The organism is Gemmatimonadaceae bacterium, assembly GCA_030647905.1.
Taxonomy (GTDB): domain Bacteria; phylum Gemmatimonadota; class Gemmatimonadetes; order Gemmatimonadales; family Gemmatimonadaceae; genus UBA4720.
In genome coordinates, this window is the sequence record JAUSJA010000025.1 from 64,449 (window position 1) to 87,260 (window position 22,812).

17 protein-coding genes and 1 tRNA gene are annotated in these 22,812 nt (G+C 63.4%); 6 read left to right on the forward strand and 12 right to left on the reverse strand.

Going from position 1 to position 22,812, the window contains the following annotated elements; translation table 11 throughout:
- Positions 1-21 precede the first annotated feature (21 nt).
- Both Q7S20_05065 and Q7S20_05070 read right to left on the reverse strand, forming a co-directional pair.
- Positions 22-2,295: a serine/threonine-protein kinase gene (locus Q7S20_05065; protein ID MDO8501190.1), complete on the reverse strand. Its 2,274-nt coding sequence runs from the start codon at positions 2,293-2,295 to the stop codon at positions 22-24.
- 52 nt (positions 2,296-2,347) lie between these two features.
- Positions 2,348-2,791 carry a hypothetical protein gene (locus Q7S20_05070; protein ID MDO8501191.1) on the reverse strand — a complete coding sequence of 148 codons (444 nt, stop codon included), beginning with the start codon at positions 2,789-2,791 and terminating at the stop codon, positions 2,348-2,350.
- Positions 2,792-3,052: 261 nt separating this feature from the next.
- Between Q7S20_05070 and Q7S20_05075 the strand changes: the two genes are divergently transcribed.
- Positions 3,053-4,252 carry a hypothetical protein gene (locus Q7S20_05075; GenBank protein ID MDO8501192.1) on the forward strand — a complete coding sequence of 400 codons (1,200 nt, stop codon included), beginning with the start codon at positions 3,053-3,055 and terminating at the stop codon, positions 4,250-4,252.
- On the opposite strand, the gene Q7S20_05080 is transcribed toward Q7S20_05075, so the two are convergent.
- From Q7S20_05080 to Q7S20_05120, 9 genes are all read right to left on the reverse strand, one after another.
- On the reverse strand, positions 4,242-5,867 hold the full coding sequence (locus tag Q7S20_05080; GenBank protein MDO8501193.1) for an O-antigen ligase family protein: 1,626 nt from the start codon (positions 5,865-5,867) through the stop codon (positions 4,242-4,244). The two genes, Q7S20_05075 and Q7S20_05080, sit on opposite strands and share 11 nt — an antisense overlap.
- Positions 5,868-5,991: 124 nt before the next feature.
- The gene (locus Q7S20_05085; protein ID MDO8501194.1) at positions 5,992-7,095 is read right to left on the reverse strand and encodes a serine hydrolase domain-containing protein; all 1,104 of its coding nucleotides are present in this window, start codon (positions 7,093-7,095) and stop codon (positions 5,992-5,994) included.
- 34 nt (positions 7,096-7,129) lie between these two features.
- Positions 7,130-7,606: a diguanylate cyclase gene (locus Q7S20_05090; GenBank protein MDO8501195.1), complete on the reverse strand. Its 477-nt coding sequence runs from the start codon at positions 7,604-7,606 to the stop codon at positions 7,130-7,132.
- 426 nt (positions 7,607-8,032) lie between these two features.
- The gene (locus Q7S20_05095) at positions 8,033-8,824 is read right to left on the reverse strand and encodes an SDR family oxidoreductase (protein ID MDO8501196.1); all 792 of its coding nucleotides are present in this window, start codon (positions 8,822-8,824) and stop codon (positions 8,033-8,035) included.
- Position 8,825: 1 nt separating this feature from the next.
- The gene (locus Q7S20_05100) at positions 8,826-9,209 is read right to left on the reverse strand and encodes a cupin domain-containing protein (GenBank protein ID MDO8501197.1); all 384 of its coding nucleotides are present in this window, start codon (positions 9,207-9,209) and stop codon (positions 8,826-8,828) included.
- Between the two features lie 80 nt (positions 9,210-9,289).
- Positions 9,290-10,465, reverse strand: coding sequence for a S8 family serine peptidase (locus Q7S20_05105; protein MDO8501198.1), 1,176 nt, complete (start codon positions 10,463-10,465; stop codon positions 9,290-9,292).
- Positions 10,466-10,916: 451 nt separating this feature from the next.
- Positions 10,917-12,656, reverse strand: a complete 1,740-nt coding sequence (locus tag Q7S20_05110) for an amidase (GenBank protein ID MDO8501199.1) — start codon at positions 12,654-12,656, stop codon at positions 10,917-10,919.
- Between the two features lie 97 nt (positions 12,657-12,753).
- Entirely contained in the window at positions 12,754-14,433 is a 1,680-nt protein-coding gene (locus Q7S20_05115) for a M20/M25/M40 family metallo-hydrolase (protein ID MDO8501200.1), read from the reverse strand.
- Entirely contained in the window at positions 14,430-15,872 is a 1,443-nt protein-coding gene (locus Q7S20_05120; protein ID MDO8501201.1) for an NADP-dependent isocitrate dehydrogenase, read from the reverse strand. The genes Q7S20_05115 and Q7S20_05120 overlap by 4 nt, the downstream gene beginning before the upstream one ends.
- 159 nt (positions 15,873-16,031) lie before the next feature.
- Here Q7S20_05120 and Q7S20_05125 point away from each other — a divergent pair.
- The 4 genes from Q7S20_05125 (at position 16,032) to Q7S20_05140 (ending at position 20,322) form a co-directional block, all read left to right on the forward strand.
- Positions 16,032-16,105: transfer RNA gene (locus tag Q7S20_05125), tRNA-Arg, on the forward strand.
- Between the two features lie 38 nt (positions 16,106-16,143).
- Positions 16,144-17,640: an Ig-like domain-containing protein gene (locus Q7S20_05130; GenBank protein MDO8501202.1), complete on the forward strand. Its 1,497-nt coding sequence runs from the start codon at positions 16,144-16,146 to the stop codon at positions 17,638-17,640.
- Positions 17,637-18,959, forward strand: coding sequence for an Ig-like domain-containing protein (locus Q7S20_05135; GenBank protein ID MDO8501203.1), 1,323 nt, complete (start codon positions 17,637-17,639; stop codon positions 18,957-18,959). Before Q7S20_05130 ends, Q7S20_05135 begins: the two co-directional genes overlap by 4 nt.
- Before the next feature lie 64 nt (positions 18,960-19,023).
- Positions 19,024-20,322: an amidohydrolase family protein gene (locus Q7S20_05140; GenBank protein ID MDO8501204.1), complete on the forward strand. Its 1,299-nt coding sequence runs from the start codon at positions 19,024-19,026 to the stop codon at positions 20,320-20,322.
- Between the two features lie 5 nt (positions 20,323-20,327).
- On the opposite strand, the gene Q7S20_05145 is transcribed toward Q7S20_05140, so the two are convergent.
- Positions 20,328-21,614 carry a hypothetical protein gene (locus Q7S20_05145; protein ID MDO8501205.1) on the reverse strand — a complete coding sequence of 429 codons (1,287 nt, stop codon included), beginning with the start codon at positions 21,612-21,614 and terminating at the stop codon, positions 20,328-20,330.
- 85 nt (positions 21,615-21,699) lie between these two features.
- Between Q7S20_05145 and Q7S20_05150 the strand changes: the two genes are divergently transcribed.
- Positions 21,700-22,647 (forward strand): MlaD family protein, encoded by a 948-nt coding sequence (locus Q7S20_05150; protein MDO8501206.1) that lies wholly within the window; start codon positions 21,700-21,702, stop codon positions 22,645-22,647.
- Positions 22,648-22,812 lie beyond the last annotated feature (165 nt).

Below are 22,812 nucleotides of genomic sequence, written 5' to 3' on the forward strand. Positions count from 1 at the left end.
GAGGAATTCGTTACGGCCTGACTAGCGCGGCACGTTGTACTTCCGCGCGAGCGCGTCGGCTTGGCTCACGCGGCCCGTCGCGCGCAGAAGCTCTCCGTAATCCTTCACGGTTGCGGCCAGGTTGGGATCGCCCGGCCTCAGTGCGGCTTCGCGTATGCCAAGCGCGCGCTTGTAGGCGGCCTCCGATTCCGCCACTCTGCCCTCGTCGCGCAGCAGCCCGGCGAGTCCATTCAACGTCACCGCGATACTCGGGTTGCCGCGCGAGAGTCGCGCTTCCTTGATCGTCAATGCGCGCCGAAACAGCGGCTCGGCTTCGCCATATCTGCGAAGCTTCCAGAACGCCTCCGCGACATTGTTCAGAATTGCCGCCATGTTGGGATGCATGGGATCCAGGGTACGCTCGAAGATCGCGCGCGTGCGCTCGTATAAAGCAAGCGCATCGGCGTAGCGTCCCTCCGTCCAGTACACCGCGCCGAGATTGCTCAGCACGGAGGCAAGTTCGGGATGCTCCGGGCCAAGCCGACGCTCCTGTATCGCAAGGCCTCGGTGCATGTACTGTTCTGCTTCGGGAAGACGGTGAAGCGCCCAGTAGACGATGCCAAGGCCGACGAGATCCCGCGCCAGCATCGGGTCATCCGCGGCGAGACTCTTTTCATCAATTGCCAGCGCCCGCTTGTACAGCGTCTCGGCTTCGGCGCTGCGGCCCTGCGTGAAGCGGAGCCCGGCGAGGCCCGCAACGACGCGCGCAACCCGGGGATCGTTCGGCCCGAATGTCTTTTCTCTTATCGCCAGCGCGCGATTGTAATGGCCTTCCGCGAGCGCCGCATCGCCGTGACTCGATATCGCGTCACCGAGTGCGAGTTCGGTCTCCGCGACCGCGGGATCGTTGGGGCCGACTGTGCGCTCGCGCGTCCTGAGTGCGCGCTCGAGCTGCGCGCGCGCCTTGTCGTAAAGGCCAAGCGATGCGTAGGCCGTGCCGATCGTCTGCATCATGCGGCTTTGCAGCTGCGGCTGCTGAGCGAGATCGAGCAGCGACCGCTCCGCGCCGCGATCGAGCAGCTCGCGCGCGGTGATTGCGTTGCCGCGGGCCTCGCTCGGATCGGAGACGCGGAACAGGTCAACGAGAAAGTCGCTCACCTGCTGCGCGGCAGCCGCTTCACCAGCGGCGAGGCGCTCTGCGCGAGTGGCGCGAATCAGTCCGGCGGAAGCCATGATCACTCCCACGATGAGAGCGAGCGCCGTGACTGAACCTGCTGCGACCCCACCGCGATGACGTCGCACGAACTTCTGGAGGCGATAGAGAGTCGTCGGCGGGCGCGCGATGACGGGCTCGTGATCGAGGAAGCGCTGAATGTCCGCGGCAAGGCCGATCGCGGTGTCGTATCTGCGTGAGCGCTCCGGCTCGAGCGCCTTCATGACGATCCAGTCGAGATCGCCTTTCAGATCGCGCCTGAGGTGCTCGGGATCGGTCCGCCGCGCTTCCGCGATGCCGACCTTGTTGTCGCCGAGCGCGGTGAATCGCACGCTTGGCAGCGGCGCATGGGTGTTGCCCAATGCGAGGCGATAGATGAACGCGTGCATCGCGAGACCGGACGGATCCACCGGAAGGCTGCCGACCAGAAGAACATACAGAATCACACCGAGCGAGTAGATGTCGGTGCGTGTGTCCACGTCTATGCCCGATGACTCCGCCTGTTCCGGACTCATGTACGCGGCCGTTCCAAGCGGATGGCCGACGTTGGTGACGAGAGTCTTGTCGGTGAGACGAAGGCCAAGTGCCTTGGCGATGCCGAAGTCAATGATTTTCGGAAGCGGCTTGCCGTCCTGCTCGGTGACGAGGATGTTCGATGGCTTGATGTCGCGATGGATGACGCCCTTCTGGTGGGCGTGCTGTACTGCTTCGCACACAGAGATGAACAGCTCGAGTCGTTCTATCGTGGAGAGGCGGCGCGAATCGCAGTAGTCCGTCAGCGCGAGACCCTTGACCAGCTCCATCGCGAAGAACGGCTCGCCCGCCGGCGTTTCGCCAGCCTGAAGGACTTTCGCGATACCAGCGTGGTCCATGAGGGCGAGCGCCTGCCGCTCGGCCTCGAAGCGAACCTTCACCTCGCGCGAGCTGAGCTCGGCGCGCACGATCTTGAGCGCGACGTGGCGGCGGACAGGACCGGTGTCTGCCGCCTCGTAAACCACTCCCATCCCGCCCTCGCCGAGCAGGCGGATGATCCGGTACGGCCCGATCTGCTGCGGATGCTCGGAACTGTGCCCGGGCATGTCCTGGTCAATGTCAGAAAGCAAAGCTAGCCTCCCGCCCGCGGTGATCCGGCGTAGCGCTGTCCGCTCCGCTCTTCTATTGCGTGCCGCCCTTAATGATGATCATGTCGGGATCTATGACGACCGTGTCGGCAATACCGCCGGCGCGGGTGCAGATGCCGGTCACGGAATACTTGAACGGAGGCTTCCCGCCCTGATTGGCCTTCATCCCCTTCGCGTGCGGCTGCTTATCGTGGCCTCCGCTATACGGCGGCTGAGTCATGAACGGCCACGCCGACTGCTTCTTGTTGATCGTGATGCTGGAAATAGCAGGATCGGAGGCCAGGTTCCAGGTTATCTCGTCCCCCTCGCGGAGTGACGCTCTCCAGGGCGACAGCGAGAACTGAACTCCGTCGCCGGTACAAGTGATCGAAACGTCTACCAGCAAATTCGTATTAGTGTCGCGTGCGAGGTCCTTGTTGCATGCAGCGGCAGCAAGGGCGGCAATGGTAATGCAGGCGACCACGGTGATCGGGCGCATTTGCGACTCCGTAAGGGGGATGACAACAGTGCGGGAGCCTGTGTGAGGGCGCAAGACTGACCTCACACAGACTGACCTCACACCGGGTGACCTCACACCAGGGCGGCCGCCAGTTTCGCAAGGCGGCAATCCTTGTCGGCATCTTCGCCCGGCAATAGCTTGCCGGGTACCCGATTCGATACGGACCGTCGCGGATAGCCGCGCCAGCGTCATGCTGCCGGTAACCTGAACATTATCCGGCGATTTCTGCTGCCGATCGCGATGTCCGCATGTGTGATCGGGCTCATCGGCGTCTCCCGGCCCATCGTGGATGCGCGCGGAGGGGCGCCGCCCGCAGGCGTTTCCTTCGAGCTGCCGACGGCTTACGTCGCGACTTCGCCCGTATCGCGCACGCTCGACGCGCTGAGCCTGCTCTCGGTTTCGCAATCCAACGCCGTGTTCGTTTCGGTCATAGCGCTTTTCGTCGCGTGGGCGATTCTCGCGGGGAGGAGAAGCGACGGACGATCGGGATGGAAGCACTGGGCGGCTCGATTCGCCGGACTGGTCGTCGCCGTCGTCATCGTCGAGGCGGTGGTCGCGCTCGCTCCGCGTCCCATGGCGCGCGTCGAAGCGGGAGACCCGAACGTCGTCAGGATCGATTTTCACAGCCACACCGGTGTATCGCACGACGTTCGAAAGAGATTCACTGCGGAAGACAACCGCGAGTGGCATCGCTCGGGCGGGTTCGATGTCGCCTACATCTCCGACCATGTCACGTTCGGCGGGGTCGTAGCGGCGAGACCGCTCAACCCGCGGCACGCGGGAGACGGGACGTCGTTGCTGAGCGCGGTCGAAGGACGCTACCACAAGATCATGTCGGTGATGCTCGGGCTTACGGAAGCCGATACAGCGCTGCTCAATAAGCGCGGCAACCTGCTGCCGGGTACTCCGGCTTCGGGACGCAGCCCGGTCACGATCGTGACGATTCCCCACAGACATCTCGATTCGGTCACCGTGCAGAGCCTCGACAGCCTTCCGCATTTCGTCGCCATCGAGCTGGTTGACGCGGCGCCTCGTGGTCTGGGACAACTCGACCGCGAGGAGGCGAGAATCAGGCGCATCGCGTCGGAGCTGCGCTTTACTCTCGTCGCGGCGTCGAACAACCACGGGTTCGGCCGCGCAGTGGCCGCATGGAACCTGATGACGATTCCCGGCTGGAGAGATCTGTCGCCGGACTCAGTGGGCCGGCTGATCGAGGCACCGTTGCGCGACCGCCAGCTGGATGCGGTGACGATCGTGAAGCGCGCGAGGCCCTCGACCCACGACGCGACGCTCGCGTTCACCTTGCCCATCATGGCCCATCAGATCGTCGGCAGCCTCACTGCCGCGGAGCGCGCTGCCTGGCTGGTGTGGATCTGGGGAACTGCGGCGATTGTCATGTACATGCGCAGGCGTCGCGCGGCGCGCGCGATCAGCTCTTGATGCCGCAGCGCCTCATCACCCTCCTCGCGGCCGACGAAGACGGAAACAATGCAGCCGCGCGCCGCGCGAACGGACGCGCCCTTCCGCACTGACCGCGGTTCGCATAAATGTCGGCGACGCGCTGGTTGATGCGATAGCTGCCGGGATCCCACATCGCGCCGGCGACCCAACGCGCGGTACGCCCGCCGGTGCCGACAGTGGACATTGCGATAGCCTGAGTAGTGCTCCGGGCCACCGAGCCCACAGTCACGAGAATTGCTCCGGCCGCGACGAGAAGCCATACAGAACGTGAGGCTTCCAGCGTACGGCCCCTTGCTCGCGCTCCCGCTCGCGCTCGCGCTCCCGCTGCCGCTGCCGCGCCAAGTATCAGCCACGCGAGGAACGCCGGAGCGGCGAGCAGAAGCACCGCATCGAACGCGCTTACGACCACCGTGGTGACGATCGTCCCCGCCAGCGCGAGCTTCATCAATACCGCGTTGGCGTCCGGAAGGTCGCGCCATCGTCGGAGCGCTCCAACAAATAGAGTCGCGAAGACGCCGCCGAGCGCGAGAACCGCGACGATGCCGCGCTCTGATATGAATGCCACCCAGTCGCTGCTGGGCCACGGATTCGCGGTCATTCCATTGTCGGCCAGAGAGCGATCGCCGCCGGGTGCGAAGCGCACGTATCTCACCGGCCAGTTGCCCGGCCCGACCCCGAACACCGGATTGTCGGCGGCCATGCGGAGCGAGTTGCGGTATTGCGCCACCCTGCCCCGCCCGCTGCCGCTGCCGTAGTCCACCACCTTCCGCGCTGAATCGAGGTACGGCGAGTCGCTGGTCCAGTTGAGATCGTTCGGCAAGACTACCGCGAGCGCTCCGCCAATGACGGCGGTGAGAAGAAACCGCGCCAGGCGCCCGCCGACGCGCTGCTTCTCCCAGTATTTGCGCGACACGACAAGCGGTATCACGAGAACCGCGATGCATGCGGCGACCGCGAGCCACGCCGCCCTCGAGCGCGACAGCACCAGCGTGGCCGAGAGCACAGCGCCCGCGAGCGACCATACGAGCGCTTCGAGCGCGCGCTTCGCGGTGACCGCACACCACACCGTCACCGGCAATCCGATCGCGACGATGTGGGCGATGAAGTTGCGGTTGCCGAGCGTGCCGCCGGGAGCGCGAGCGAGCGTGAAGTACTCCGTCTCGAAGCCGTACGCCTGCGCGAGAGACGTGATGGCGACGACGACTGTGGCGAGCGACGCGGCGACGAGGAGCGCGCGCTGCGATCCCGCCGCTCCCGCCGCTCCCGCCGCTCCCGCTCTCCGCGCGCCCCAGAAGATGACGGCGCTCGAGACACTGAGGGCGAGCGCGCGCTGGGCCAGCCAGTGATTGGTGGCGAACAGGGCCGAAGCCGCGGTCCAGATGACGAACAGCGCGAGCAGCGCATCCGTAATGTCCACGGTCAGTGCGCGCCGCCGGATGACGAGCGACGCCGCGACCAGGAACGCCGCGGCGTGCAGCACGAGCTCCTTCGGCACGAAGTACCGGTCGAGCTCGAAGACCTTGAAGGAGAGCACGGCGAGCATCACCGCCATCACTCCTGCCTGAAGAACCAACCTCTCGAGCCGCTCTGCCATGACACAAGTATGCGGCGTGCGCGCCGCTACTTCACCCTCCTGCCCGGAATGTTCGCGCCTCCCTGATGCAGCACGAGTGAGCTCACCGCTCCACTCGCATCCCTGACGAACGTGATCTGCGCATCTACCGCCTTTGGGACGTTTCGAGCGGAATCTTCGGCTCGAGCAGATGAAAACCGATGTCATCGGGATTGCGGGTCGAGTTCGACAGGACGATCACGCCGCGGTGTCGCAGCTCGTCCATCCCGATGAACGCTCTGAAGCCGCCCGTGCCACCATTATGCCATGTGATGGGGCTTCCGAAGAGATTCAGGATGTGCCACCCGAGGCCGATCGAATTGCCCGGCCGGTCCGCATCGCGGCTGCGCGCGCGCGCCTGAGCGAGCACGTCGCCGAGCGGGGATTGCGCCGAATCGAGGTTTGCCGCGAGGAACTTGAGCATGTCGTTGGCGGTGGAGCGAAGTGCGCCCGCGCCCGCGAGCGTCGGCAGATCCCAGAGGTGTCTGGGCGTGCCCTCGGCGTCGAAACCCTGGGCCATTCTCGACTTCATTGGCGGTGTCAACTCTATCCTCGTGTCGTGCATCCCCAGCGGATCAAGTATGCGCTCCCTGAGCAGTGTTTCGTAGCTTTCCCCCGCGCGCAGCGCCAAAATGTGTCCGAGTAGTCCGACGCCGAGGTTGGAGTATTCGTAGCGTGATCCGATGTCGCGTTGGAGCGTGTAGTTGGACAGGAACTGATACAGCTGGCTGACCGAGTAGTCGGCGTACGGGTTTGCCAGATCAGCGGGCTTGAAGTTGTCGGGCAGTCTGGGCAGGCCGGACGTCTGGGTCGCGAGATCGAGAAGCGTTATCTGCCGCCCGTTGCGCGAGGGAGTCCGTACCGATCCGGGCAGATATCTGGAGATCGGGTCGTCCAGACGCACTTCGCCGCGCGCGACCATTTCAGCGAGCAGCGTACCTGTGAAGACTTTGGTGATGGAACCAATCTCGAATACAATGTTTCCGTCGAGTGGAAGTCCCGCCACTCCCGACACGCCGGCGGTGTTGATTCTCGGGGCCTTTCCGCGCTCCAGTACCGCGACGACGAATCCCATTCCGCGCCTGGAGGCAAGGCGTTCGGCGAGAATGGAGCGCACGGCAGAGTCAGGCGCGAAGCTCTCCTGCGTGGCCGCGCGCCCGGCCGGGAGGAGTAAGAGCGCGAGTGGAATTGCCCAGCGAAATCTTTTCATCAACGTCGGAATCGAGGGTGACTCAGTCTGCGGCTCACCAGATGGGATCTGCGGCGAGCACCTCATCCACCGCGTCCCTGGTGATCGGGGCGGAAAAGAGATACCCCTGCCCCTGCTCGCAGTTCAGCGAGCGCAACTCGTCGCCGGCGAAGTGGCCGAGGTTGTCGTTGACGTCCTTGAACCGATCGAGATCGAGAAAGAGGACGGCGAACAGGTCATCCGGGTGTCGCGCGGAGCGGCGCATCGCGTGGCGCAACCGCTCGGTGAAGAGCGACCTGTTCGGGAGGCCCGTGAGCGCGTCGTGCAGCGTGCTGTAGAGCAGGTGCTCCTGCGTCTGCCTCTTGAGCGACAGATCGCTTCGCAACTCGAGCTCGGTGATCAGGATGGAAGCGACGTCCATCAGGCAATTGATCTCGGTAAGCAACCACGCGTGCGGCGCGGTGTCCATGACGCAAACCGTGCCGATCACCTGTCCGTCGGTCGTGATGACGGGCGCGACGGCGTAAGCCACCCCATCGGGGGTCGGCGCGGGCGCGCCTTCCGCGAGATCTGCCGGTCAAACCGAGGCTGCTCTTGACGACGTGGCGGTCGTCGTCGAGGAGCGAGACGATGGCGACCGGCGCTCGAAGTGCGCCCGCGGCGAGACGTGCGATCCTGTCGAACGACTCCTCGGAGAGGGTGTCGTACGGGGTCGCCGGCCTTGCCGGGGCTCGGCCCGCACGGTCTTCCATCAGGCCGGGCTTGCCGTCGAGAGCGGTTCTCGCACCATGCCCACCTTCAGGCATGGGTGGTCGGACTCTGCATAGAGTAGCGGGTCTGATGAAGGGTCACGCCGGAGAAGGGGCGCCGGCAGAGGCCGGCACTCGGGCGGGGCCAGGAGGCCGCTAATGTAGTCTTGGGCACCTGTTTCTCAAAGATAAACAAATGGCCAGGACCCTCAGAGCAGCCCTTTGATCCAGCCTCCGTCCACCGCGATGGACGTGCCCGTTATGTAGCTGGCGCGCTCCGAGGCCAGAAATGCGGCAAGAGCGGCAAACTCGCGAGGCTCGCCAAGCCTGCCCATCGGGATCTCCGCTTCCCACCTCGCAATCGCGGCATCGCGGGAGATCCCTTCGCGTTGTGCCGTCGCATCGGAAAGCTGCTCGACTCGTTCGGTTCGAGTGTAGCCCGGCAGGATGTTATTGACTGTTATCCCGAAAGGCGCGACTTCATTAGAAAGAGTTTTTGCGAATCCCGTTACAGCCGCCCTGAGGCTGTTGGACAGCATCAGCCCATCCACCGGCTGCTTCACGGTAATTGACGTGACGTTGATCACGCGTCCCCAGCGGCGCTCTTTCATTCCCGGAAGAACCGCGGTGGTGAGATTGATCACGCTCATCAGGGTGAGATCGACCGCCTGCTGCCACATGCCGGGTGTAAGCGACTCGAACTTTCCGCTTGGCGGCCCGCCCGCGTTGGTGACGAGGACATCGACCCTGCCAAAGCGATCCAGTGCTGCTTCAGTGATGCGCTCGACGTCGCCGGGCTTAGAGATGTCACCCGCGACGGCGAGAACGTCTGCGCCAGTCGCTTCGCGAATGGATGACGCCGTCGCATCGAGAGATTGTTGTCCCCGCGCGCAGATCACGACCGCTGCGCCCTCGGCGGCGAGCTCTTCGGCGATCGCGCGCCCGAGCCCTTTGCTCGCCGCGGCGACGAGGGCGATTTTCCCGCGAAGACCAAGATCCACGCTAACGCCTCAGGTAATCATCGGACTTGTCGAGCCAGTCCTGGCGAGGCGGGCTGAATACGTCAACGTCGAGTGTGTCCTCGAGGGCCTCGGCGCGATGCGGAAGATTGGACGGGAGGTGGAGGACCTCGCCCGCACTGACCGTTACCTCGACGTTCTGCTCTTCGCCGAGGGTGAAGAGGAGAGCGCCCTCGAGGATGTAGGTGAGCTGCTCGTTCTCGTGCGAGTGCTTCGGCACGATGCATCCTTTCTTGAGATAGACGTGCGCAAGCATCATGCGGTCGCCGGTGATGAGGCGGCGATCGAGCATGTCGCTCACTTTCTCTTTCGGGATGTCGTCCCAGCGGTAGTGGGTGGCGCCAGCGCCTGAGGTTTGTGGGATCATCGAGGGGAATCGTCGGTTGGGCTGAAGGTACGAAAAAGGCCGGTCCGTCGCCGGACCGGCCTTTTCCATTCGCGCTGCGGTCAGTAGTTCGTGAACAGAAGGTTGTTCTTCGTGGTCTTCGAGTTTTTCACGATGCCTTGAGTCGCGTTCGCGGAGAGTGCGCTGGCAACGGTCGCGGGGCTCGCCGTCGGATAGCTCTGGAGATACAATGCTACCACGCCGGCTACGTGCGGCGTCGCCATGGAGGTGCCGCTTATCGTGTTGGTCGCAGTGGTGCTGGTGTACCAGGCAGACGTGATGCCGAGGCCGGGCGCAAAAATATCCACGCAATTGCCGTAGTTCGACCACGACGTCTTGGTGTCAGTCTTGTCCGTCGCGCCGACAGTAATGGCCTCGAGCACGCGAGCCGGCGAATAGTTGCAGGCGTCCTGCGCGCGGCCGCCCTGATTTCCATTGCCGGCGGCAACGGCGGTTGTCACGCCGCTGGTGATCATCCCCCTCACAGCGTCGTCAACTGACGTGTTCGCCCCTCCGCCAAGCGACATGTTGGCGACTGCAGGCGTGGCGTGGTTCGCAGCCACCCAATCCATTCCAGCGATTACGCCACTCCAGGTTCCGGATCCGCCGCAGTCCAGGACCCGCACCGCCTTGAGGGTCACGCTTTTGGCTACTCCGTACGTCACACCCCCAACTGTACCGGAGACATGCGTACCATGCCCGTTACAATCGTCGGCGGATCCGCCGTCCACAGCGTCAAAGCCAGAGGATGCGCGAGTTCCGAATTCGCTGTGATCGAACCGAATTCCTGTGTCAATGATATAGGCGGTCACTCCGGATCCAGTATTGGTGTACGTGTAGCTTGTACTGAGAGGCAGTGCTCGCTGATCGATACGGTCTATTCCCCACGTAGCGCCCAACTGGATAGTACTGGCGCGCGCGATTCCGTCCTGCTCCACTCGCTGCACACGTGCGTCACGCAGGAGACCATCTCGCGCGGCTTCCGACATCGATCCAGCAAAGCCATTGAGTACGGTCGTGTAGACGAAATCCGGCTTGACACCGTGCGCCGCCGCAATGGCCGCAGGGCGTTCGCCCGCGCGCAGAGTTACGATGAATCGTCCGGGAATGACGTCCGCATTTTCCGACGCTGCGCTCACCGCGAGTTGTGGGGCAATGCCTGGGTTTGTGGGATTCGAGGTGTCCGAGCAGGCAACGACGGACGCACTCGCTGCGAGCAGCAGGGCAATCTTCTTCATCAGCGCACTCCTTAAAGAGAAAAGGCAGCCGGCACTGCCGTACTAACCGGAAAAATCACGAAATCTTGAAACACTGTGATTGCCCGCGCAGGAATCGGATGTCATGGACGCGGTCGTGCGACGCTGGTAGAAACTACGTTTGTTTCCTTTTTCGGCAAGAGGATCCTGCAAAGGGGGGACAGGATCGGTCGAACCGGGAGTATGAGTTTAATTGCATCCGGCTCCGCCGGCCAGCCCGAATCTCGTCGCCTGAATCTCGTCGCCAACTCGCCGCAAGTCCTGCGCCGAATGTTTCCGAAGCAGGCGCCGGCCGACCGCTGGCCAGCGCGCGGGTCTATTTCCAAACCTCCTCGTACGCACCCGCTTCGGTCAACGAGCCAAGGTGCTCGGGCTTTATCGGCTCGAGCCTGACTCTCTTTCCCTCGAGCGTCACCGGCCTCACGTCCATTCGTTATTTCGCCGGAGTCGGTGGCACGGCCGGATGAACGAGATGGAACCCGGTCGCACGCTGATACGCGCTGGCCACCGCGAGCAGCTTCGCCTCCTCGAAAAGTCCGCCGAGAAACGTCAGCGACACCGGCGTGCCATCGGTCCGAAATCCGTTGGGAAGAATCACGGCGGGATGACCGGTGAGATTTGTCGCCACGAGCTGCGGCAGATTCGCCGCGCTCGTCGGCGTGACAATAACGTCCACCTTCTTCATTAGATCGTCCCACGCCGCGATGGCCGTGCTTCGCAGACGATTGGCATTGATGTAGTCCGCCGCCGGAATGAACCGCGCGGTGCGAAAAGTGTTCGCCCAGTCGCCCCGGCCCTGCTGCACGAGCTCCGCATCGCGATTCGACCGCGTGAGATCGTCGAACGCCGCGGCTGCCTCGGCAGTCAGAATGAATCGCATCGCGTCGTACGGCAGATCGGGGATCTCGATGGGAATGAGATTCACGCCCATTCCACGCAGCACCTCAAGCGCGGCATCGTCCCACTTCTTCGACGCGTGCAGCGTGCGCTTCTCGTCCTTCGGATCCGTCACCGGAAGATCGAACGCGCTCTTCACGTACCCGATGCGAAGGTTCCTCGGTGACACCGTCGCGTCCCAGTTGTACGCCGCGGGGATCACGCTGTTGTCCTTTCCATCCGGGCCCTGAATGGCGTCGAGCACCAGCGCGCAATCCTCCACACTGCGACAGATCGGTCCCAGCTTGTCCATGCTCCACGAGAGCGCCATCGCGCCGGTCTTCGGCACTCGCCCGTAAGTCGGCCTCAGGCCGGTCGTTCCACAGACGGTCGAAGGAGAGGAGATGGATCCCAGCGTCTCGCTTCCAATCGCGAAGCCAACGAGTCCTGCCGCCGTCGCCGATGCGGGACCAGCGGAAGATCCGCTCGAGCCCTGTTCCACCTTCCACGGATTCCGCGTCTTCCCGCCGAACCACGTGTCGCCCTGAGCGAGCTCGCCGAGCGTAAGCTTGGCGACGAGAACGGCGCCGGCGGCGTCGAGTCGCTGAACGACGGTCGCATCCTCGTCGATCACCTGGTCGCGGTACGGCCCCGCGCCCCATGTCGTCTTGTATCCCCTGACCGCGAGGAGGTCCTTGGCGCCCCACGGAATTCCGTGCAGCGGCCCGCGGTATTTCCCGCGCGCGATCTCCGCATCCGCGGCGCGCGCCTGCGCGAGAGCGCGATCCTCGGTAAGAGTTATTACGCACTTCAGCACAGGATCGTAACGCTTGAGCCGGTCGAGATAGAGCTGAGTCAGCCGCGTGGAAGTGATCCTGCCGCGGCGGATCAGCTCGGAAAGCTCGGTGACTGGGAGAAACGCCAGCTCATCGTCAGCCGGGACGACTTTCACCGGTACGCGGCTCCGCACCATCGGGCGCTTCGGTCCGCGCGCGATCTCCCTGCCCGGCGGAACGGGATCGAAGACAAGCGCGGGAGCGACGGAGTTCGGGATCGACACCTTGTGCAGTGCCTGGATCCTTGTCTCTTGCGTCTTCAGCCCATCCACCATCATCGCGCGCTCGGCGTCGTCGAACTTCAGGCCGGCCATTTCTTCGGCGGCGGCGATCGTCGCGGCGGTGATTTCCATCCCCTCGGCGACCTTCGCCCAGAGCACGCCGGGAAGAAGGGTCGAGCTGAGCCCGATTCCGGCGAAATACGCCATGAAGGCTCGGCGGTCGTGAACTTCGTTGATCAACGCGGTCTCCCTTTGCGGATCGGCATGTCGCGGGGCCGCGCGGAGCACGGCCGGTGCGGCACAAAACAATCGGCACGGAGGCCGTTACGCCATAGCGCTACTGCACGCAGGCGCTCTGCGGGTCGGACTTCCGGTGGTCCACCACCAGGCGGTGGTCGAGGTTGGCGACGGCCTGCGCGACGTCGGCGATGAGGCTCGCTGTTCTCGCGAGGTGCGAGTAGTCAATGTACTGCGGCTCGTCGGTGACCTGATGATAGTCAGAGTGGTCGCCGGAACTCACGAACGCAATCGGGATTCCGTATCGCGCGTACTCATAGTGGTCGCTGCGGCAGTAGTACTGCTCCGGGTGACCGTTCGCATCGTATGCGTAGTCGAGATTGAAGTCGTGGCGGCCGCTCGTGTTCACCTTCTCGATGATGTCGCCGAGCTCGGTGGAGAGCCGGCGCGACCCTATGACCTGCAGATAGCCCGGACCGCCGCCCGGAGTATCTTTCGCCTGTCCGCGCCCGATCATGTCAATGTTGAGCTGTGCGACGATGGAGTCGCGCGGCACGGTCGGGTGATCGGTGAAGTATTCGGAACCGTACAGCCCCGATTCCTCGGCCGTATGCCAGACGAATAGAAGCGACCGCTCCGGCTTGATCTTCGCACCGGCGAATTTCTCGGCGATCTCGAGCACTCCGACGGTTCCGGAGCCGTCATCGTCGGCGCCGTTGTCTATGGAATCCGGGCGCGCCGGACGCAGCCGGCGCAGGCTGTCCACGTTGACGTTGATGGACGCACGCTCCTTGGCGGTGAGCCCGGCGCCGGGAAGACTCGGCATCCGACCGGTCCTCGCCACGTAGATGCGCTGCGCGGCTCCGTTGTACGTGCGCAGCGAGTCGTGGTCCATCGGCCCGTCGCGCCGGAATCCGAGATGATCGCTGTGGGCGCCGATGGCGACGTACTCGCCGCGCAGCTTCGGATCGCTACCCGGAAGAATCGCGACTACGTTGCGGGCCGGAGTGTCGGTGATCGTGTAGTGGATCTCACCGTGCAACGTGCGTCCGACCGTGCCCGGCCGCGCATTCACCAGCGGCACGCCGAGGAACGCGGTGACCGACGCTACCGGGACGATGATCGTGAGCGGAAGTCGCACCGTGTCCTCTGCGCCCTTCATTTCCTGCGAGGAGCCAAGAATGAAGCGCCGAATCTGCTGGAGCTGCTGCTCGGGGCGGGCAACGATGAACGCGACCGCGTTCGGATACCGGCTCACGGCCAGGCCAACGAATCCCGAGATTATGACGACCTTTCCCATCGTCTTCTCGGCGGGAATGAGGGTCGCCGGATCGCTCGCATCACCGGCGAAGATTACCTGCGCGCCATTGACCGGCCTGGGCATGCCGGCTGAACGAATCGGGAAATAATCACGGCCTGCGACGAGGGCTACGGAGTCTGCCGAGAGCTTCGACGTCATGTCGAGCGAGAGATCGTACAGCGGCACCGCCTGGAAGAAAGTGCCGTTGTCGCCCGCGGGAACGAGACCCATCCGGCGCACTTCGCGCTCGATGTAGGATGTTCCGCGCCGGTCCCCTTCGCTCCCGGCGCGACGACCCATCACCGAGTCGTCGGCGAAGATGTAGATGCGTGTCATCGCGTCCCCGGGAGTGATCGCCGTCTGCGTCGGCTTCCCGGTGTGCTTGAGCGGCAACGAAGCCGGCGCCTGTGCAGTCGCGGGATTATCGAGCGCAAGTGATCCGGCGAGGACCAGCGTAATGAGCGTGGCAGGTCTGCTCATTTCTGTGTCCGGCTGAAAGCGTCGGCTCCATCGAACTGCTGAAGCTTCTCGACGTGCATCCATGTGTGGGCTTCGCCGAGGCGCGTCAGCAGGGCGAGGATTTCGGAGTTGGAGACAGTGTCGTTGCGGTCTTTCTTCATGAACCTGCAGCGGTACTGATCCACGAGCGTAACCGACCGCTCGTTCAGCGGGAACACCGTGTTGCCGCGATTGCCGATCATCTGAAGACCGAGCGTCGTTCCGACGCAGATCTCGGTGAGCGCTTCGGCAAGGTCGGCCGGCTGGAGATCGCTCTCGATGAACACGTCAACACCGGTGACACGGCGAGTCGTGACCGGGACCGTCGCTACCCGGGTGGAGGCGGGCGGGATCCGTACGGCGCGGAAATCCTTTGCCGCGGCAGTGCCCGACACGCGGCCGAGGTTGGCTATGATGGCGTCGGTCAGCTCGGTCGTGGACGAGGGTTTGTGCGTTCCGGCCATGTCGCCGCTTCGCATTCCGCTCTCGAGCGTGACGAGCACCGCCTGTTCGATGTCGTGCGCCGCCGCACCCTCGCCGATGTGGCGGAGCATCATCGCGGCGCTGAGAATGACCGCCGTCGGATTGGCGATGTTCTTCCCGGCGATGTCCGGCGCCGAGCCGTGGACCGCTTCGAAGATGGCGGCGCCGCTGCCGATGTTGGCGGACGGTGCGAAGCCGAGTCCGCCGGTGAGCCCCGAGGTCAGATCGCTCAGGATGTCGCCGTTCATGTTCGTCGTGACGATCACGTCGAACTGTTCGGGACGCATCGCGAGCTGGTGAGCACAATTGTCTATGAGAATGTGCTTCGACTCGATCTGCGGATAGCGCGGCGCGATTTCCTCGAAGGTGTGCTGGAGCATTCCTTCAGTGAGCTTCAGGATGTTGGCCTTGGTCGCGCAGTGGACGCGTTTTCTCTGCGCCGCCACCGCAAACTCGAACGCCAGCTCGATGATCTTCTCGCATCCGGTACGGGAGATGATCTTGAGCGCCTGGGCGACGCCCGGCGTCTGCATGTACTCGATGCCGGTGTACAGGTCCTCGACGTTCTCGCGGACGATGACGATGTCGAGCTTGCGGCCGGTGAACGGCGTCGTGACGCCGGGCAGCTCGCGCACGGGGCGAAGGTTGCCGAAAGTCTCGAACAGCGTGCGGAGCGTCACGTTCGCGCTCTTGTTGCCGTGTCCGATCGGGGTCTCGAGCGGACCCTTAAGGACGACTTTGGTCCGTTCGATGGATTCGATCGTTTCGGGAGGGACGCCGGACTCGATGCCGCGGGCGAAAACGCTCGCGCCGGCGGGGTGGATTTCGGCTTCAATCCTGACTCCGGTGGCGTCGACGACCTTCAACGCCGCGGCTATGACTTCGGGCCCGATTCCATCGCCCGGGATGACCGTGATTTTCTTCTTGTCGAATAGCATGGTGTCAACTTAAACGTGTTGCGCGACGTGCCAAACCCGCGTCAGGAGGCCCGGGACGCCTCAATCATTCATACGGCGACGGATGGCTTCGCGTTGACCCTGCCGGAGCCGCGGGTTACTATGCTGAGGGCCGTTTCTCCTGCGGAAAGACGGCCTTTCGCGCGCGTAGCTCAGTTGGATAGAGCGTCGGCCTCCGGAGCCGAAGGTCGTGGGTTCGAGTCCCGCCGCGCGCATAATTCACTCAAAGCCCTGCGGCTGGCCGAGTGACTGCATGTCTGTCAACAGAGAGATGAAGAGCGGACTTGCCGTACGCTCCTGGCAAGGCCTCGCTCTTGGAGCCGTACTGGTCTTCGCGCTCGCGGGTTGTGATTCAGGATCCCCAACCGAACCTGAGATCGCTTTCAGCCTCACACCTGAGGCGCCGACAGTCTTTACCGGAAGCAGCATCCGGCTTTCTCCCTCGGCGCTCGCCAACAATGCGGTTCCAGCCGAGCCGCTCAAATGGTCAACCTCCGACGCCGCGACAGTTTCCGTAGACGCGAACGGAGTCGTCAGAGGAATGAAGCCCGGCTCAGCGACAATTCGAGCCATCTCGTCCGAGGGCGACGCAGAAACGCTGGTGACCGTCATCAACGGGGGCGGCACGATCCGCACGGGCGTGTTCAACACCTGCGGGATTACAACCACGGACGGGCTCTACTGCTGGGGCGACAATTCGCTCGGGCAGGCAGGAATTGGATCACGCGAATCTCCTCTGACCACACCCCGCAAGGTGGCAGGCGGCCTCACGTTTTCATCTGTAACGCTGGGCTGGGAGCACGCCTGCGGAATGACCGCGACCGGCCCGTATTGCTGGGGATACGCGGGCAACGGACAGATCGGCGACGGAAGCAGGTTCACCGACAGGTCCACGCCGACGAAGGTCCCCGGCGGGGAGATTTTTTCGCGGATTGAAGCCAGCGGAACTGTCACCAACCTCGCGTCGGAATGCTCCGACCAGATATGTGCCGGTCACACGTGCGCACTCACACCGGCAGGAGCGATGTATTGCTGGGGAGACGGTGCGCTCTCCCCGACTCCGTTGCAGGTGGACGCGCGATTCCTTACGCTGTCGCTCGGCTACGACTACACCTGCGGAATTGATCTCGCCCACGTCGCATTTTGCTGGGGCGGGGCTGCGTACCGGCAGTCGAGTGGCCAGATCACGAATCAGAACGCTCTGCCGGAATTGCCGATAAGACAGTTCTTCCAGTCTATCAGCGCGTCGTCCGACCACACGTGCGCCGTCAGCATTGACGGCGACGTCTACTGCTGGGGAGCGAACACAAACGGCCAGCTTGGCGCGACGTCGGATGATCAGTGCTACACGAGATTCGTATGGACGCCCTGCCGCTCGAGTCCAGTACGCGTCCCGTCCGACTTCAAGTTCCTTTCCGTTTCGGTCGGAGCTGCAAGTCCCCTGCGAGTGGATCTTTCCCCGAAGTCTCACACCTGCGGCGTGACCACTACCCTTCAGATCGTGTGCTGGGGATCCAATCTCTCGGGAGAATTGGGGAATGGATCGACGCTGGACGCGCAATCGCCGACGCCAATATCGAGCAGTATGAAGTTCAGATCTGTCGCGACTGGCTGGGGTCACACATGCGCCGTTTCACTCGATGGTGCGGCGTACTGCTGGGGTCTCAATCACAGAGGGCAGCTGGGAGATGGAACAGTCATCAAGTCCGCAGTTCCCGTTCGAGCGGGCGGAACTCTGGTGTTCAAATGAAGGCGCGCGCACTGCGCTCTCGCGGCACGATCACGCTGGTCACGGCATTTCTGCTCGGCGGCGCGGTCAATTGCAGTGAAACGACATCTCCGTCGCTTCCCAACCCGCCTGACAACGTGTCCGTTGCCCTTGCCTCGAAGGGACAGATCGAAGTCAAATGGGCCGCGCGGCCGAAGGCGGAACAAATCGTTTCGTACGGCGTCTATCGCGACGGATTGAAGATCGGCGATTCTCAGACACTCTCCTTTGTGGACTCGACTGCGCCTCAGTCCGCGACGCACGTCTACAACGTCTCATCGCAGTCGGCGGCAGGGGTTGTCTCCGAGCTTTCCGTGGCCGCGTCAATATTCGCGCCTGATGCCACACCTCCCCGAGTCTTATCAGCGACCCCAGTGGACGGTGCAGTCAACGTAAGCGCTACTCCGTTGGTGCAGGTCACGTTCAGCGAGCCGATGGATTCAGCCTCGATCACGTCCTCCACTGTCACGATGAAGGATGCAGCTTCTGGCGCGGTCCTGCCGGGCATCGTCTCCTACGCCCGAAATACGCGCATCGCGACGTGGAGCGCCTCTCCACCGCTGCCTTCGGAGCGCAGAGTAATCACGACCGTGACAACGGGCGTGAAGGATGTCGCCGGCAACCCACTTGCCGCCGCGCACAGTTTCGCGTTCACCGTAAGGGAGACCGTACCTCCTGTGGTTCTGGAGTTCACGCCTCCGAACGGCGCCACGATTCCCATGGGGACTTTTCCGACCGTGCGCTTCAGCGAGCGCATGGGGGATCTGACAGGGTTGAGGTGGATCGACTCGACATCTCAGTCGGTCCTCACGACAGCGCTTCTGGCCGACACGATTACGAATGTCGTCACTGTCCGTCCGGCCTCGCGGGTCAGATCGCTGGTTCCGTATACGATCTCGATCGACGAGCGGGCGCTGGACCGTGCCGGAAACCCGACTACCTCAATAATGAAATTCACTTTCCGGTACGGAGAGTGGAGTCTACCGAATATCGTGTCGCGTTTTCCCGCAAACGGCGCCACTGGTGTCCCGGTCTCAGTCGTGATGAGCGTTGAGCTCGATGCGCCTATACTGCCCGTGAACGACTATGAACCCAGGTTCAACATCCGGCAGACGGGCTCAAGCACGACGCTGCCCTCGTTTATGGTGTTCCGGACCTTCGACAACCAGTATACTCTGACCCCCACCCCCGCTCTTCAGCCGAATACCGACTACACCGTCGTCTTCTACCATTTCTTCACCGACTCGAAAGGGGAGAGACATGAGGCGGAGAGTGTCTGGAGCTTCCGGACAGGAAATTGAAGAAGCGGATTGGACACGCGCGTATTGAAGGAGTAGTCTGAACCGGACTCAACATCCCAGTCAAATGCGAGCACTGCGTCGTATCTCGACAATTGTCGTTCTTGCCGTCGCGTCGACCCCGGTTCGGGCGCAGCAGCCTTCTATCTCGTGGGTTCTTGCTCCTGCCGGAGTGCTCGACGGGGTGTCCCCAACTCCCCACCGCGGCTGGATAGTAGCGGTATCGGGCGATTCAATAACCTACGCCGGGCCGCCGGATGCTTCGCGCGTCCCGCAAAACGCGCGTCGCATTGAGCTGCCGGGCACGACGCTGCTGCCCGGCCTGATAGACGCGCACGTGCATTTCTTCCTCCATCCCTACAACGAGACTCCATGGGATGATCAGGTTCTGAAGGAACCGCTTGCATTGCGCGTCGCCCGCGCCACAGCTCATGCCCGCAACACACTCATGGCGGGATTCACGACTGTACGCGACCTCGGGACCGAAGGCGCGAGCTACGCCGACGCCGGTCTCAGGCAGGCGATCGCGAACGGGATCATTCCCGGGCCGCGTCTGCTGATAGCGTCGAAAGCGATCGTAGCGACGGGCTCCTACGCGCCGTCGAGAACAGCGTATTCCTATGACACCCCGCTCGGCGCCGATGAAGCGGACGGGCCGGCTCTCCAGCGCGTGATCAGGGAGCAGATCGGACATGGCGCGGACTGGGTGAAACTGTACGGCGATTACCGATGGGGCCCGAACGGTGAGGCGCGCCCGACGTTCTCGCTCGACGAGATGAGGCTCGCTGCGGCGACCGCGCATGATTCCGGGCGCGAGCTGGCGGTTCATGCATCGACCGCCGAAGGGATGCGCCGGGCGGTGATCGCCGGCGCCAGGACGATTGAGCACGGCGATGAGGGCACGCCGGAAGTGTTCGCGATGATGACGAAGGCGGGGACGGCCTACTGCCCGACGCTCACGGCGACGGAAGCAGTCCAATCATACAGAGGCTGGCGCAAGGGAGTGGATCCCGTCCCCGATGCTGTCACGCGCAAGCACAAATCCTTCACCGCCGCGCTCGCTTCGGGGGTGACGATCTGCACCGGCAGCGACGCCGGTGTCTTCACGCACGGCGATAACGCGCGCGAGCTCGAGCTCATGGCGGAGTACGGGATGAAAGCGTCCGACGTCATTCGCTCGGCGACATCGGTCACGGCGAAAGTGCTCGGCATGCACGGCATGATCGGCCGAATCGCGCCGGGCCTCCGCGCGGACATCATCGCGGTCGCCGGCGACCCCATCGCAAGCATCTCGTCCCTGCGCCAGGTGCGGTTCGTGATGAAGGACGGGGCGATCTACCGGAACGATTCCGGAGACCAGCACTGACAGCGCTAGTAGAAGAAGAACGACCCGCTGGCGCCGTCAAACCGGGGATTCACGACGTTGTTGAAGATGGATCCGAACGTGTATGTGAGACTGACGCCGGCGTAGTACCTGTAGGACGTGGCCAACTGTTGTCTCTGAAGCAGGATCTCCTCGTCGGTCGCTCCGCTCTTGGGCAGGTAGAGCTGATCGCGCACGAACGACACGCTTCCGTAGAGATTCACGCTGAACCCCTTGAACAGCCGCGCGTTCAGGCTGTTGAAGAGCACCAGCCGCCGCTTGCTGAAGTCATCGAGAAAATTCGCGCCCTCGATGGATCCGCTTACCGAGCCCCACGGCTGGGTCATGCTGATTGACGCAACCAGCGACTGATCGGGGCGGACCTCCGACACCTTGTCGAATATGGTGGTGTCGCGATACCGGTACGAGCTCACTCCGGCGGAATATTGGAGAGTGAGCGAGCGGCGGGTGGATTCGGAGTACGGAAAGAAGTTGTACTCGATCGCGGGGGCCACCCGGGTCGCCAGCTTCTGATTGAGATAGGTGGACGACGTCAGCGACGCCCGCTGTCCCGCCGACCAATGGTCAGTCAGCGCCTTCACGATCAGCTCGCTCGCGCCGTACGACCGCGAGTAACTCGTGAACTTCTCGCCCTCGCTGAACGTGAAGCTGCTCTCGTTGTAATTGCCACTGACGCTGGTGTTGACCTTCCACTCCTTCGTCAGGCGATTGGCGGAAAGCGAGCCATTGACGCTAATGAAGCGTTGCGAGCTCTCTCCGCTGAAGTTGCCACCGGCGCGGGTCCTGAACACCCAGTAGTTCCAGCGATCCTTCGACGAAGGGGCTGCGGCTGCGGCGTCCGCGGCCGGCTTCACGTACGAGATCTCCAGTCGGTCCGCGGCGCTCGTGTGCGCGACGTAGCGCACCAGGCCCATCTTGAGAATGCGCGCGATTCCCTTCCGACGATCATCGCTCGTCGCGGAATTCGCCGAGACATACCGAAGTGTGTCCGACGCCCCCGCCAGCTCCTTCAACCCGATGAAGTTGAAGGTATACTCCGTTCCGCCGCCGCCCGTGTCCTGTGTGGTCACCAGGACGTGCAGCAACGCGTCCTTGCGATCGCGCACGTAGTCCACGAACGGAACCTCGGTGCGGAAATAATCGAAGTCGCAGCCATTCGCCTGGCAGTCGAGGAACACTCTTATCGGGGATTCCTGCTTCTGGCGCTGAGCGCCAGCCGACTCGGCGCCCATGACGCTCCCCGTCAGCATGGCCAGTATAAGCCAGTTTCTCACGTGTTTCACGGGGTCGAAGTTACAAGGAAGCGCAACGGATGCCACCTGATATTGTGGCAGTCTCCGCGAGAGCTAGCTTTCGCCCATGGCGCGAACCCTCCGCTGGCGAGAGCTCAAGACCGGATTGATCGCGTTCGCGGTGATCGCCGCGCTCGCGCTGTCCGTCCTCATGTTCGCGCGCGTCGGCGCACTGCATGGAGATACGAGCAACATCTTCGTGCTGACGGACGACGCATCGGGCATCCTCAACGGAACCGAAGTCTGGCTCTCCGGCGAGAAGATCGGACTCGTGAAGGACGTGCATTTCAGACCCGTCACCACCGATACGCTGCGGCGGCTGGCGATCCACACGGAGGTGATGTCCGACCGACTCCACCTGATCCGAAGGGACGCCTACGCGGACATCCGTCCCGGCGGCAACCTCATCGGCAGCCCCGTGGTATTCATAGCGTCAGGCACATCGGCGGCGCCCGCTCTCAGGAACGGCGACACTCTCGTCACCAGGTCCACTGGAGCAATGAAGCCGGTCAGCGACCGCGTCGCCGCGCTGGTCCGCCGGCTTGGCGCGCTCACCGATACGGGGGCGCGGGTCGTGACGCTCCTCAACTCCCAGGCCGGAGAAGTCGGCTCGATAACGCGCGCCGGGATTCCGAAGATCGCCGGGGTGACGGCGAGCATATCCGGCATCATGACCAAGGCCACCAGCGGCGAAGGTACGCTCGGTCTCGCGGCACGCGGCGACATCGCCGCCCGCCTTGCCCGTATCACATCGGCGAAAGACTCGATCATGCTTCTGCTTTCGTCGGGGAACGGCAACGTGGGAAGATTTCGCCGGGATTCCACCCTTTTTTCTGCAATCGGGCGGGTTCGTGATGATATTGATTCGCTCAGGGCTTCCTATGCCGGAGCCGGCGGCATCACCCATGCAAGGTCGGACACGGCGCTGGCGGCGGAGATTGCCAGGGTCCGGGCGGAGCTGACGGCACTGATGGCCGACATCAAAAAGCACCGTGTGCGATATCTCAATTTCTGATGCTTGACCGCTTTTCCGTGCGCCGTTAGGTTCGCCTCATCGGCCACGGCCGCTCCGCCCAGAAGACATTCGACTACACTCGGGCCCGTGCCCGGCGATTCAACGCACTTCCCCCCGCTACCGACACGCCGGATCTCCGGCATCGCTCATTCCCGCCAGGACACT